11 protein-coding genes are annotated in these 13,539 nt (G+C 67.5%); 1 reads left to right on the top strand and 10 read right to left on the bottom strand.

The window, feature by feature from the left end; translation table 11 throughout:
- Positions 1–4: 4 nt before the first annotated feature.
- From EL245_RS09095 to EL245_RS09075, 5 genes are all read right to left on the bottom strand, one after another.
- Entirely contained in the window at positions 5–988 is a 984-nt protein-coding gene (locus EL245_RS09095) for a hypothetical protein (RefSeq protein ID WP_232009711.1), read from the bottom strand.
- Positions 982–1,446: a hypothetical protein gene (locus EL245_RS09090; protein WP_126382849.1), complete on the bottom strand. Its 465-nt coding sequence runs from the start codon at positions 1,444–1,446 to the stop codon at positions 982–984. Before EL245_RS09090 ends, EL245_RS09095 begins: the two co-directional genes overlap by 7 nt.
- A 583-nt stretch (positions 1,447–2,029) precedes the next feature.
- Entirely contained in the window at positions 2,030–2,656 is a 627-nt protein-coding gene (locus EL245_RS09085; protein ID WP_232009710.1) for a low molecular weight protein-tyrosine-phosphatase, read from the bottom strand.
- 32 nt (positions 2,657–2,688) lie between these two features.
- Positions 2,689–3,480, bottom strand: coding sequence for a hypothetical protein (locus EL245_RS09080; protein WP_126382848.1), 792 nt, complete (start codon positions 3,478–3,480; stop codon positions 2,689–2,691).
- 493 nt (positions 3,481–3,973) lie between these two features.
- On the bottom strand, positions 3,974–6,448 hold the full coding sequence (locus EL245_RS09075) for a DUF7926 domain-containing protein (protein WP_161512731.1): 2,475 nt from the start codon (positions 6,446–6,448) through the stop codon (positions 3,974–3,976).
- A 404-nt stretch (positions 6,449–6,852) separates the two neighbouring features.
- Here EL245_RS09075 and EL245_RS09070 point away from each other — a divergent pair, with 404 nt between their 5' ends.
- A complete protein-coding gene (locus EL245_RS09070; RefSeq protein WP_126382846.1) occupies positions 6,853–8,562 on the top strand; it encodes a DUF885 domain-containing protein in 1,710 nt (569 codons plus the stop codon).
- 77 nt (positions 8,563–8,639) lie between these two features.
- On the opposite strand, the gene EL245_RS09065 is transcribed toward EL245_RS09070, so the two are convergent.
- The 5 genes from EL245_RS09065 to EL245_RS09050 form a co-directional block, all read right to left on the bottom strand.
- Positions 8,640–9,191: a hypothetical protein gene (locus EL245_RS09065; RefSeq protein ID WP_126382845.1), complete on the bottom strand. Its 552-nt coding sequence runs from the start codon at positions 9,189–9,191 to the stop codon at positions 8,640–8,642.
- Positions 9,192–9,688: 497 nt separating this feature from the next.
- Entirely contained in the window at positions 9,689–10,177 is a 489-nt protein-coding gene (locus tag EL245_RS09060) for a hypothetical protein (RefSeq protein ID WP_126382844.1), read from the bottom strand.
- Between the two features lie 312 nt (positions 10,178–10,489).
- Positions 10,490–10,615, bottom strand: coding sequence for a hypothetical protein (locus tag EL245_RS13870; protein WP_269471390.1), 126 nt, complete (start codon positions 10,613–10,615; stop codon positions 10,490–10,492).
- Between the two features lie 485 nt (positions 10,616–11,100).
- Positions 11,101–11,898: a transposase family protein gene (locus EL245_RS09055; RefSeq protein ID WP_126381755.1), complete on the bottom strand. Its 798-nt coding sequence runs from the start codon at positions 11,896–11,898 to the stop codon at positions 11,101–11,103.
- 143 nt (positions 11,899–12,041) lie between these two features.
- Positions 12,042–12,260 carry a hypothetical protein gene (locus tag EL245_RS09050; protein WP_126382843.1) on the bottom strand — a complete coding sequence of 73 codons (219 nt, stop codon included), beginning with the start codon at positions 12,258–12,260 and terminating at the stop codon, positions 12,042–12,044.
- Positions 12,261–13,539: the final 1,279 nt, after the last annotated feature.

The following is a 13,539-nucleotide window of genomic DNA, read 5'->3' as shown; positions in this document are numbered from 1 at the left end:
CGCGTCAGCCCTCGCTCGTCGTCAGGGTCTGGACCTCGGCGACCGGGATGTCCACCGTGCTCGAGGTCGTCACGATCCCCAGGTCGCCGGTGGCCCCGTCGGTGGCGGTGAAGGACGCCGAGTACGACACCGACACGTCCATCGGCGTCGTCCCGCCCAGGTGCGCCGAGCTTCGGGTGAACACGATCGTGCACGTGCTCGCGCCCTCCGGGAGCCCCGACTGCCAGGCGGTCCCGAAGCCCTGGCACGAGGGCTCAGAGTCGGGCGCCGACAGCCGCATCCCCACCGACGTCGCCCGCACCGTCGCGGTGACCGGGCCAGCAGTGGCCGTGGCCGTCACCTCACTGGGCGTCTCGCCGGTGGCCCACACCCACGTGTCAAAGCCCACGAGGGTCGCGCCCGACTCTCCGATCCGGGGGTTCGTGTCCACCGTCGGGGACGGGATGTCCACCGCGTCCCAGGCGGCCTGGGCCAAGGTCGCGCCGTCGATGTACGGGGCGGGCGGCTCGCCTCCGGCCGGCACCCACACCGGATCGTTCTCCGCGAAGAACTGCTCCGCCACCGTGTGGAATTCTTTCATGTCCCGAGCAAAGCCGGAGGAGCAGACAGGAACGTACCAATGCCCGTTCTCGTCGTTCACGTGCTCCCGCCATCCCGGATATCTGTCATCAGGGTTACTGTCCCCCTGGAACATCCTGGGCCACTGATCGATCGTCTCGGCCAGGCTCTTTCCGGTGTACAGGGGGGTGTGCCAGCAGATCGGCTGCACGGTTGCCGTCACGGTGGTCGAGGTGCTCGTCACCGCGCCTCCGCCCCCTCCGCCCGAGACTGCCGCGGCGGAGGTGTAGCTCACCGACACCGTGATAGTCGCTGAACCGTCGGAGGACTGGTCGGTCGTCGAGTAGCTGTCTGCTGCCGCAGGTCCCGCTACGAGGACGCCTATAAGGACGAGCAGGCCGGTGGCCGAGGCGAACCCGCGTCTCAACATCCGCTCCCCGTCTCCGTCGTCTCGGCGACGACCCATCCCTTTGACCCAGGAACGAGGGTCACAACGAAGGAGACTGTGCGCTTTGCTGTCTCCTGGGTGAGGTCCTGTCCTGTGGAGTCGATGACCGTCACCATTCGCTGGTCGACACAGGACGCTACGGTTGCAGTCATCCCGTCAGGAGCCACATCTACCGAACTAACTTCGACTCCATAGGAACCCTCCAAGTGCTGGCCGGCACTTACAAAGCCGTTGTACGACTCCGTGTACGACGCCAGCGCCTCCCCCGTGGCAGTCGATTCCACCTCCGACAGCCCTTCCTGTTCTCGGTAGGCAGCCCAGGTCGCCTGACTGTAGGCGATATAGGCGGACAGCACCTCCGTCTTGGCCTGGTCGAGGCCCTCGGGAATCGAAGCGACCGTGTACTGGATCGCCGGGTCCGACAAGGACTCAGGACTCACACTCGCCGGCGCGCTCCCACCCCCGGTCGCCTCCGCCGTCGCACCCCCGCTCGCCGAGGCACCACCAGAGGCCCCACCCGACCCCTGCGTCTCAGACGCCGACGCCGTGGCACCCGCCTCACCGTCCCCCGACGAGCACGCCGACACACCGCCCACTGCGACCACGACCACCACCGCCGCGGACAGTACCCTCCCCAGGCCTCTCAACCGAATCGCACCCATGGACAACCCTCCAACCAGGGACAACAGGAGACAACACACCCACACTACCCCCGACCCCAGAGCCCAGAGCCCAGACCAGAGCCACCCCCTCCGCCCTGCCACATGGACCGCACCTCGACCGCCAATCTGTACTTCGACCGGTCATGTAAACCTCGACCGTCGAAACGACGTCACATAGACGGTCGAAAGTCACATGACCGGTCGAGCACAGCCGGCGCGGGTGCAGCACGCAATCCTGACCGGCGCACAGCGGTCAGCACTGGTCGACTGCCGTGCACTCAGTTTCCGGGTCCGACAAGGACTCAGGGCTCGCAGTCGCGAGCGCGGCCCCGGCCGCTGACGCACCAGGTCCTCCCGCACATCACCGACGCGCCGTGGGTCCCTCGACCTCATTGAGAGCCGGCGCCAGCACGTCGCAGACCCGCTCGACGACGGCGAGCGTGTCCTCGAAGTCGCTTATGGTCCCGTACCAGGGATCCTGCACATCGAGGTCGCGTCCCCGGGGCTGCCCCTGAGGAGCCCCCGACCGGTCGGAGACGAGCGGGTCGAAGCTCCTGAACATCCGCACCCGCCCCTCATCGAGCCTCAGCGCGCGCAGCCGCCGGAGCAGCTCGGCCTCATGGGCCCTCGTCATCGCCAGGAGCAGGTCGGCGGTCTTGAGCTCGCGGTCCGACACGCGGTGGGCGACGTGCCCGTCGATCGCGGCGGACACGGCCCGGCCCACCGCGTCCTCGCTCTCGCCGTAACCGTGGGCCCTGAGGACCTGTCGGGCACGGGGGTCCATGGGGTGGCCGTGCTCCTCGTCCGAGACGCCCGCTGAGGTGACGACGACGCCAGAGCCCTCGCCCGCCACGTCCAGGCGGTCCATGAGGACGACCTGCGCCATCGCCGAGCGGCAGATGTTGCCCGTGCAGACCATGACCACCGTGTACGGGGTGGAAGGGTCCCTGAGCGGAGGAAGGGGCGGGACGGTCGCTGCGGCACTCACGGCACCAGGCTCCCCCGCGGGCGCTCTCGCCTTCAAGCCCGTCCCGCCACCTGGCCCGGTACCGGCCCCGGACCGCTCCCCCAGGGCCCGCCACCCACCGGCCGGGGGCGCCTGTCCCAGGGGGCGATGAACCCGGGGATCTGGGCCGCGGCGACGACGGGGTCCTCGTCGAGCCTGATCGTCCCGGCCAGCTGGCGCTCAAGACGCCGGATGTCGGGGCCCAGCAGGGGCGCCCAGGCCGTGAGCAGCGCCCGACGGGTGCGCTCGACACGACGGCTCCCGATCCCCGCGCTCCACAGGTGCCCGCCGTGGACCGTGTTGACGAGCTCGTTCATCACCAGGCGTCCTGTGGCAGCAGCACGAATCCGCGGTCCCGCCAGGCACAGGGCGGTCGAGCCGTGCGCTGGGCCCCTGCGCGCGGAGGACGTCTGCTGCAGTCCGTGCTGTCCGGGCGCCACCGTGTCGTGGAGCCGCTGGTAGGAGGTGAGGAACACGATCGTCGCCGGGTCGACCTGCGACCACCGGATCCGGAAGGGTCGCAAGAAGGGCCCGAATCCCCCCATGAGCAGACCGCCCTCGCAGATCGCGACCTTGTCGGACTGCACGACGAGCCACATGAGCGGGCACCCGATCACGGCGACCGCCAGCGCCTCCCAGTTGAACCCGTATCCCGTCGCCGCGTGCATGAGCACAACCGGCACGACGAGGATGAGGGGCGACCAGAAGACGACCACCTGGGCCAGCGACGGACGCAGTGCTACGAAGTCGATAACCCGGCCCAAACCGTACCTGCGCGCGAGCCACGACGCCCTCACCCGGTACACGAATGCCCCCTTCCCGTCTCGGGCGGGGCCCGCAGCACGGTCTGCGTCGCTCCTCCCCTCACCGACAACTGCCTGCCACCGTAGCAACGGCCGGGTTCCGGGGCCATGGGTCCCGGAGCCCACGTAGAGGTGCCCGGAGGATACGATCACCCTCACTCACTGAGTTCGGTGAGCGCGCACGCATCGACGCGGGCCCCGCAGAAGAGCCCCCTCCGCCGCCGGGATCACGTGTCAGGGTTCCCATGTGTCACCGTGGACCACAATCGGGCTCCGAGGACCTCCTCGATCACCTGGGGATCGGCGTGATTCCACGGTTCGTGGGGTCTCGTGCGTCGGCGAGCCCGGCCATTTGCGGTCCACAGTGACACTTTTCCTCGCTCGATGACGAGCGCGTCCGCGGCCGGCCGGGCCATGGCGAGAGGTCGGGCGGCCGAACCTCAAGGGCTCGGCCGCCCGACCGCTCAGCCGGCTGGCCGCTCAGGCCGACCGGGGCTCAGTCCCGGCGACGGCGCACGAGCAGCGCACCACCGGCCAGCGCGCCAGCCGCGATGATCGCCGGAATAGCGACAAAGGCACCGGTGCGCGCCAGGGAGGAGGTCGTCCTCGTCGTCCTTGTCGTCTTCGTCGTCGGGGTCGTCGGAGTCCCGTTCGACGGGTAGCTCGCCGTCGCGGCTGGCGCAGGCGTCCCGCTCTCCGACGCCGAGGGGCTGGCCGACGGAGACTCCGACGCCGACGCCGAGGGGCTGGCCGACGGAGACTCCGAGACCGACGCCGAGGGGCTCGCCGACGGAGACTCCGAGACCGACGCCGAGGGGCTCGCCGACGGAGACTCCGAGACCGACGCCGAGGGGCTCGCCGACGGAGACTCCGAAGCCGAGGCCGACGGGCTCGCCGAGGGCGACTCCGACGGGCTGGCCGACGGCGACGGGCTGGGGACCGGCGTGTAGGTGTTGGTCACCGTGACCGCCGGTGTGGAGTCCTTGACGATCGTGACTGAGTCCTGCGACCAGCTCGTCGTCACCGTGTAGCCGGCACGCTCGGCGGAGGAGGCGTCCTCGCTGAGCACGCAGGTCGTTCCGGCGGGAAGCAGCGGTCCCAGGACGGCATTGCCGCCCATGGTCAGCACGAGCGTCCCGCTCGTGGCCGCCGCGTCATCACACTGGTAGCTCACCGACACCGTCCCCGGGTCGGTCGCCGTGAAGTCTCCGGCGATGACCTTGGCCACGGAGAAGGTGCCGTAGTCCTGGTCGTAGGTGTTCGTCACCGTGAGCGCGGCGGTCTGGTCCTTGACGATCTGAACCGTCTGCTCGGCGGGCAGGACGAGCGAGTAGCCGGCACGCTCCGCGGAGGCCGCGTCCTCGGTGATCGTGCAGGTCGAGCCGGCGGCGACCTTCTGGGACGGGGCGGAGGTCTGCCCGCCCGCCACGGACAGCGTGCCGGTCGTCCCGTCCGTGCAGGTGTAGGAGAAGGTGTAGGTCGACCCGGTGAAGTCGCCGTCCCCTGCCAGCTCCTTGGTCACCGTGAAGTCGCCCTGCTCCACGGGAGCGTCGTCGGCGGAGTTGCGCAGAGTCACAGCCGTCGAGGTCTGGTTGCCGATTGTGAGCGTGTTGGTCGTCTGGTCGCCCACCGTGAACACGGGGGTCCCCCAGGACACTCCGGCCGGCGTGGTCGAGGCGCTCGAGGTGTCCTCGCTGAGGGTCAGGACCGTGTCCCTGGGGAAGGTCCCGTTGTAGGTCGTGTTCTCCCCGGTCGTCACAGTCATCGTCGTCGTTCCGCCGGTGCGGTCGGCGTTGACGGTTCCCGGCGGGATCCAGCCGGCGTAGGTGTCGACCGTGGCACCGCCGGGGAGCACGTAGTCGATGGTGACCTCGAAGGTCGTCGACGCGGGAACCTGCGTGGCCTGGGCACCGGTGAGAAGCTTCGTGATCCCCAGGCCCCCGAATCCGGGCGCCATGTCGACGCTGATCGTGAAGGACTTCGTGTAGTACACGGAGTGGGACTCCTCCAGGCCCGTCCCGACCACCGCGGCCTTGTTCGTGTACTCCACGCCGGGCTGGACGATGCCGTCGGCCGAGGTCGGCGAGGTGCTGTAGTAGATGTGGTAGTTCGTGTCGGGCGCGAAGGGGCCGGTGACCGTCACGGTCGCGGTGGTCCCGTTGAGCTGCACAGCGATGTCGAAGTCACCCACCCTGGTGTCCTGGTCGGCCCCGGTTGCGTCGGTGACCTGCCCGTAGAAGTAGTCGCGCCCCTGAGCGCTGCCGATGCTCAGCTGCCACTTCGACATGTCGGTCACATAGGTCTGCCCAGGGGAGATCTCGTCAGTGAAGGTGATGGTCGAGCGGGTGGAGCCGTCGACGACGAGTTCGGTGCCCGACTGGGCCAGGGCCTGCTTGACCTGGGAGGCACCGAAGGTGATCTCCCAGCTGATCTCGCTCGAGGTACTAGTGACGGGGAAGCCCCACTTGGTCAGCCACTGCTCGGTGTAGGGCAGCCCGACGTTCTCTGCGATCTTCCCCCCGGGGACGGCCACCTCGGTGGCCTGGCCGTTCGCGTTGACCGTCACCGTGGACTCGTCGGTGGCCTCGGCGGCCAGGACGAGAGCCGAACCGCTGCCCTGCAGGCCGGTGAAGCCCTGGTTGACGAGGGTGTCGAGCTGGCTGTTGAAGGTGCAGGTGATCGTCTGGGCCTCCATCGCGCACGAGCCGATGACGTGGGCACTGCCGTTGTAGCTCACGGTCATGTTCTCGGTGATCGACTCGCGATTGCGCAGCTCAACCGGCAAGGTGATCTGGAAGGAGTCCCCGCTCTTGGCGTTGGCCGCACTGGCGTCCCAGTCGAAGGACAGCTTGAGGTAGTCGTCAACCTTGATGCTCGTGTCGCTCGGATCCTCGACGCCGTTAGCATCCGAGGACACCAGCGACAGGTTGGACACGACGATGCCAGCGTTGTTTGCTGCACGTGCGTACATCGGAAGAGCCGCCAGGAGGGTGACAACGAGCGCCGCGATCACGGCGATCGCACCCACTCGACGGGGGACGGCGGTTCCACTTCGGGAAGAGGGGACGGGAGTCACGGCGAACCTTTCGTGCTCACACAGTGGGGTCTGAGTTCAGTCCCGAGGAGGCTACGGCTCCTCACAGACACACCTCAATGACACGCATCGCCTTCCGTGGTCACGAATGGGCCTCATTTCGACAACCCCGCACCACACCGCCCCGTCCCACCCCTCCCCTCCCGCGAGATCGGGACATGTGGCACCTCGAGATCGCGACATGTGGCACCTCGAGATCGCCGCATCCGGCACGGTCGCACCTCCGAGGCCCACCGGCACCGAACCGGCCCGGGGCGCAGGGCGTGCGCTACCTTCGCCTCATGACAGATCAGGCGCTCTCCGCCCACCGCACGCCCACTGCCGTCGACGCGGTGGCCGAGCACTACGTGTCGCGGCTGGCCGAGCTCTCCCCCGAGTTCGCCGTCGACAAGGCGCTGCCGGGCCGTCGCGGTGAGCTCGACGACTACTCTCCCGAGGGCCTGGCGGCCCTGAGCGACCTGGCCCGATCCACCCTGCGCGAGCTCGACGGCGTCGAGGCGGTCGACGAGGTCGACCGCGTGACGCTCTCAGCCATGCGTGAGCGCCTGGGGCTCGAGCTTGAGCTCGATGAGGCCGGGGAGAGACTGCGCCATCTCAACACCATCGTGTCTCCCGTCCAGAGCCTGCGCGATCTTGCCGACCTCCTGCCCACCGACACCGTCGAGGACTGGGAGGCCTTCGCCTCGACCCTTCGTGCCGTTCCTCGCGCCTTCAGCCAGTACGCCGAGTCCCTGCTCCTGGCCCGTGAGCGCGGCCTCGTTCCGGCCCGCCGGCAGGTGGAGGCCTGCATCTCTCAGGCGCGAGCCCAGGCCCGGGAGTCGACCAGCTCGTACACGGTGCTCCTCGGTGGCGCCGTGACCGCAGACGGCGAGCCTCTGCCTGCGGCGCTGTCCGAGGAGCTGGCGCGGGCCGCCGCCGCGGCGCGCTCCGGCTACGCCTCAATGGCTGAGACGCTGCGCACCGAGCTGCTTCCCGTGGCCGGCGAGGCCGACGCCGTGGGCCGCGAACGGTACGCGCGATTGAGCAGGGAGTTCCTAGGCGCCGTCGTCGACCTGGACGAGACCTACGAGTGGGGCCGCGAGCAGATGGCCGCGATCGATGCTGAGCAGCGGTCGATCGCGGTCGAGCTCTACGGATCCGGCACCTCGGTGGTCGAGGCCATGAAGCGCCTCAACGCTGACCCGGCCAGGACGCTGCATGGCACCGAGGCCCTGCGTGAGTGGATGCAGATGGTCTCCGACGCGGCGATCACGGCCCTGGACGGCACACAGTTCGACATTCCCGCCCCCCTGCGCACCCTGGAGTGCCGGATCGCCCCCTCGACGACGGGCGGCATCTACTACACCGGCCCCAGCGACGACTTCTCCCGGCCCGGTCGCATGTGGTGGTCGGTGCCCGAGGGGACCACCGAGTTCGCCACCTGGCAGGAGCGGACGACCGTCTACCACGAGGGCGTGCCCGGCCACCATCTGCAGGTGGGGATGCAGACCTGGCTGCGTGAGGAGCTCAACTCCTGGCGTCGCCTCGCGTGCTGGGTCTCGGGGCACGGGGAGGGGTGGGCCCTGTACGCCGAGAGGCTCATGGCGGACCTGGGCTACCTGGACGACCCGGGGGACCGGATGGGCATGCTCGACTCCCAGCGGCTGCGCGCGGCCCGGGTCGTGCTCGACATCGGCGTCCACCTGGGCAAGGAGCGCCCGGCTGAGCTCGCGGTGCTGCCCGGTGTCGGCGAGGGGGTGTGGGACGCTCCGAGCGCGTGGGCGTACCTGCGGCACAACGTGGCTATGCACGAGTCCTTTTTGCGCTTCGAGCTCGACCGCTACCTGGGCTGGCCGGGGCAGGCGCCGTCCTACTCGGTGGGTCAGCGTCTGTGGGAGGCAGCGCGCGACGAGGCGCTGGCAGCCGGCACGAGCCTGACGGACTTCCACACCCGCGCTCTGCGACTGGGAAGCGTGGGCCTGGACGTCATGGGCGAGGCACTGCGCGCCTGATCCGCCGCTCCCTGTCACACGACGTCGCGGCCAACGCAACCCGGATGCCCGTCGTCGACGACTGAACGTTCGGTACGTCAGTCCTCGCTGGTGTTGAGGGTCTGGACCTCGGCGACCGGGATGTCGACCGTGCTCGAGGTCGTGGCCGACCCCAGGTCGCCGGCCGCTCCGTCGGTGGCCGTGAAGGTCACGTCATAGGAGGCCGACACGCTCAACGGCGTCGTCCCGCCCAGGTGGGCCGAGGATCGGGTGAACACCACCGTGCAGTCCGTCCCCGAGGCCCCCTGCGACCACGGGATGCCGAAGCCCGTGCAGTCGACCTCAGCGTCCGGAGCCGACAGGTCCAGGCCACCAGCCACCGCCGTCACCGTCGCCGACACCGGCCCCGCCGTGGCCGTGGCCGTCACCTGGGCAGGGGTGTCGCCTGTGGCCCACACCCACGTGTACCACCCCACCAGCGTCGCACCCGAGTCCCCCAGCGTCGGGTTGTAGCCGATCTGCGGGTCAGGGATCGTCACCGCGTCCCACGCCGCCCGCGCCAGCGTCCGCCCGTCAATCATCGGCGCAGGCGGAGCCGACCCCGCAGGCACATACACCTGCGGGTTGCCGAACACGTAGCCCAAAGCCATCCCGATGAAGAGACTGCGATCAGTGTCCGGTGCACGCTCAGGCCAGCACCTCGGGAAGTACCAGAACCCGTCGTCCTCATCAGCGTAGGCCGGATAGTTTGGATACCTCGCGAGCCGATGATCGGTCGCCGTCCCCGAACTACCCGGGGACGGAGGTGGCGTCTCGTTCGGGTCCCCCAACCGTTCAGCCATCTGCCTGCCGCTCAGACCCTGCTCGTACCCGCACACCGGAAGAACAGTCGCCGCCACAGTCACCGTCGACCCACCCGAGGACGACCCACCCGCACCCGACGAACCCTCACCAGCCAAGGAATAGGTCACAGTCACCGAGATATCAACACCACCAGAAGCCGACGGACCCACCGAACCCTCCGACTGAGTTCGATCATAAGCCGCTCCCGGAGAAGCTAGGAGAACGGCAAGCAAAACAGTCGCTATCGCCGAAACGGCCGCCCCCATATGGCGTATCCGATGGTTCTCAGCATCAATTCTCGCCGTCATACTGTGCACTCGTTCTGTGACACAGGCTGCTCGCTGTCGACTTTCCATCCCGAGTTCGTGCGCAGAAGATACATCACTCGCTCGGAGCGCCCTGAAATATCTGAGGCAGTGACATCTTGGCCAGCTCCATTGTAGTCTTTCATGTCACCACGATCTGCGCATATCATGACAACAGCATGCGAGGAACTGGGCTGGTCGTCGACACTAACATTCAGAATCGCCGTTCGGACCTGCCCTTCTAGGTGTTGTCCCTGTTCAAGCTCCGAATATTGGTCCTCGATCGACTGCCGTTTAGCATCGGTCATGACCTGCTCAGCACCCTCCATGCCCGTCCCCGTCCCCGCGGGAGTCAACCACAGGCGCCACGTGAACTGGTCGTAGGCGACGTAGGCCTGCACGACCTCAGCCTGGACGGCATCCATCCCCTCCGGCACCGAGGTCACCGTGTACCCCAGCTCCTCGTCGGACAGCGACTCCGCCGTCACCTGCGCAGGATCCACCGACCCGGCGGCCGAGGCAGAGACAGGGGCGGTACCACTGGTCGACCCCGACGCCGTCGCTGACGCCGAGGCGCTTACCGACGGATTCGCCGAGGCACCCGAACCACCAGAACCCGAACACGCCACCACCGACACCGCCACGAGCACCGCCGCCACTCCAGCAACGCACCGACCACGACGAGCCGCAACACGCGCACCGGCCATCACAAGCCTCCTCAGGAACAGGCCACCAGGAACACCACAAGCCTACCCGAGACGCGAGTCATACACCCGACTTGAACACAACTCAGTCATCGCTCAGTCCTCGGTGGTGGTGTTGAGGGTCTGGACCTCGGCGACCGGGATGTCGACCGTCGAGGTCGTCGTCGCCGACCCCAGGTGCCCGCTGGCCCGTCGCTGGCCGCGAAGATCACGTCGTAGCACGCCGACACGCTCAAAGGCGTTGTCCCGCACAGATGCGCCGAGAACCGGACGGACCCACCGAACCGCCAGAGTTAGAACGGCCCCTTGCGAGTGCAGGAGCCGCTGGCAGTGCGACGAGCGATCCCACCAGCACCGATGCGAGCAGCACCCGACCAACCAGCCTCCCGAGAGTCCTCACGGACCTCGTCCTCCGCGTACCAATCACGCGGAGCACTGGTTCCGCGACAGGATCGTCTCCCCGCTCACGCGCCATCGATCGCCGGTCGATTCCAGGGAGAGAGAGTATTCAAAACTTCCCTGGACTCCTGGGGTCGTCACGTCCTGCCCGGAGGCGTCATAGTCCCGCATGTCACCCCGATCAGAGCAGACAATGACCTCAGCGGTCTCCGGCAGCGCCCCGTCATACACGAAGACGTCCTCGATCGACGTACGGACCTGCCCCTCGAGGTACTGCCCAGGCTGACGCCCGGCATACTGAGCCTTTCTCACCGGGGTTGTTTGTTGAGGCTGATGATGACGAGGGCTGTGGCGGTGATGTGGGTGATGGTGTGCGGGTCGAGGGTGACGTGTTGGAGGGCCTTGAAGTGCTTGAGCATGGCATTGGCCCTCTCGGCAGGCGAGCGCAGACTGGCGTGCAGATGGTTGTAGGTGGCGTCGTCGGGGCAGGGTCTGGCGCCCTTGACGGGTGTGAGCACGCCGATGCCGGCGCCGATGTAGCCCTTGTCGGCCAGGGTGGGCATGCCCTGGGAGGCGGCCTTGTACAGGGCGGGCAGCGCGTGGGCGCGCGCAGCGGTCAGGTCGTGGGTCGAGCCCGGCTCGACCGGCGAGACCCACACCGGGAATCCGGTGTGGTCGGTGATGACCTGGACGTTGCCCCCGAAGGCCTTGTGCTTGCCCGAGTACCACGAGTGGTTGCCCCGTTCGGTGCGGGCTGCGACCCTGTCGGTGCGGATCAGGGTGCCATCCAGGCACACGAAAGGCTCACCCTTGTGGCGCAGCTGGGTGATGACCTCGATCAGGTCAGGGGCCTGGGAGGAGATGACCTGGAGGGCCTCATGCAGGTACCTGTAGGCGGTGGCGATCGAGATGCCGGCGTCTCGGGCCAGGGTGCGCATGCTGGTGGCCTCGTTGAGCCAGCGCAGCACCATCACAGCCTGCACCCAGGGCGTCGCCGCCCTCTGATGAGGCCGAATGTCGTGCCAGCGGCGGTGAGCCGCCAGCCAGGCCGACACGGTTCGGGCGGTAGCGGATGGCACGTCAAGGGTGGCACGATAGGACAGCATGCGGGGACCTCGCATTCAGGGGTGCTTCTTTGGTCAGAACCCATCCTGGATGCGCTCCCCGCGTGCACCCCCACACGACACGCACCCTCCCCCAGCATCCCAACGATCAGGCCGGGTGCACGCCCCACCCCGGTGAGAAAACCTCACTGTCCCGCTATCGACTCCCGGACATCCTCGGTCATGACCTCGTCGGCGCCCTCCATGCCCGTCCCCGTGCCGGCGGGGGTCAACCACAGGCGCCAGGTGAACTGGTCGTAGGCGACGTAGGCCTGCACGACCTCAGCCTGGACGGCATCCATCCCCTCCGGCACCGAGGTCACCGTGTACCCCAGCTCCTCATCAGACAGCGACTCCGCCGTCACCTGCCCAGGATCCACCGACCCGGCGGCCGAGGCATTACCGCTGGCCGACCCCGCCGCCGTGGCTGACGCCGAGCCGTCCCCCGACGGACTCGCCGAGGCACCCGAACCACCAGAGCCCGAACAGGCCACCACCGACACCGCCACCAGCACCGCCGCGACTCCAGCAGCGCACCGACCACGACGAGCCGCAATACGCGCACCGGTCATCACAAGCCTCCTCAGGAACAGGCCACCAGGAACACCACAAGCCTACCCCAAACTACCGACCTGCAGGCCGGACTGGAGGGGTCAAGTCTCGTCAGCACGATGATCGAGGACGCCCAAGTCGCGACCGTCGGAACAGATTGTCCTGCCTTCCGAAAAACTTCGTCGCAGTAACGAACGTTGCATCAAGCGAACGAGCCGAGGGACACTATTCTCAAGGCGTCTCACCTCCCGTCGGAACCGCCGACGACTCCTCTCGCGCTCGCTCCTCAGCGGCCTCTGCGTTTGCCCGAGCCTGACGCCGCGGAAGCTCAGCCAGAGCCGGCTCAAGAACAACGACAAACCCCGATATCTGCTCTTCGGTCGGCTCATCTGAATCCCAGAACGTCAAGCAGGCGACAGCCCGAAAACCATCAGCATACGCCCGTACCACATAAAGCAGATTACCGGAGACAAATACCCACCCATCACCTTCCACCGAACCGTAGGACACCGCTTCCACCGTATCGGAGAAGACCAACGGAACCTCGCCGAACTGGTATTTTCCACGCAACCCAAGTTGGGCAACATCTGAACTATAACCGTATGTTATCTCGAGGAATCCGAAGGGTTGCCGGTTGGACTTGGCTTTGCACGTTGAGTAAAATTGGTCCCCTGATCCCGAGCCTCTGGAATCCTGATCGTAGGTGTGAAAACCTAGGACGTTCGTAAGGTCATCGTTTGAAAAGAGGCCGCAGATCCATTTATCCGACGGCGGGGACCGCGCGGCACGAGCAGCCGGCTCATCACCATTATCGGCAGCGCCACACCCGGACACTCCGACAACAAGAGTGGCAGAGCACAGAATCAGCACGACCGTCGTAAGCCAACGACTACCTAGCGCACGACCACGAGCCATCACATGTCTCCTCAGCAACAGGCGACCAGGAACACCCAGACCACCGGACGCCCGATTTCCATACCACAGCCCGCTCGCTCCGACAGCCACATCCGCCCTCCAACACCTCGGTTCATGGATTCGGAGTCGACCCCGGGGAGCCGCTTCTCGAAGGCGTGGGCACTCTTGTGGGTGCCG

The sequence above is a fragment of the Actinomyces howellii genome (genome assembly GCF_900637165.1).
GTDB lineage: Bacteria > Actinomycetota > Actinomycetes > Actinomycetales > Actinomycetaceae > Actinomyces > Actinomyces howellii.
Note: the sequence above shows the minus strand (reverse complement) of the source record. Positions and strands in the feature narration are given on the sequence as shown.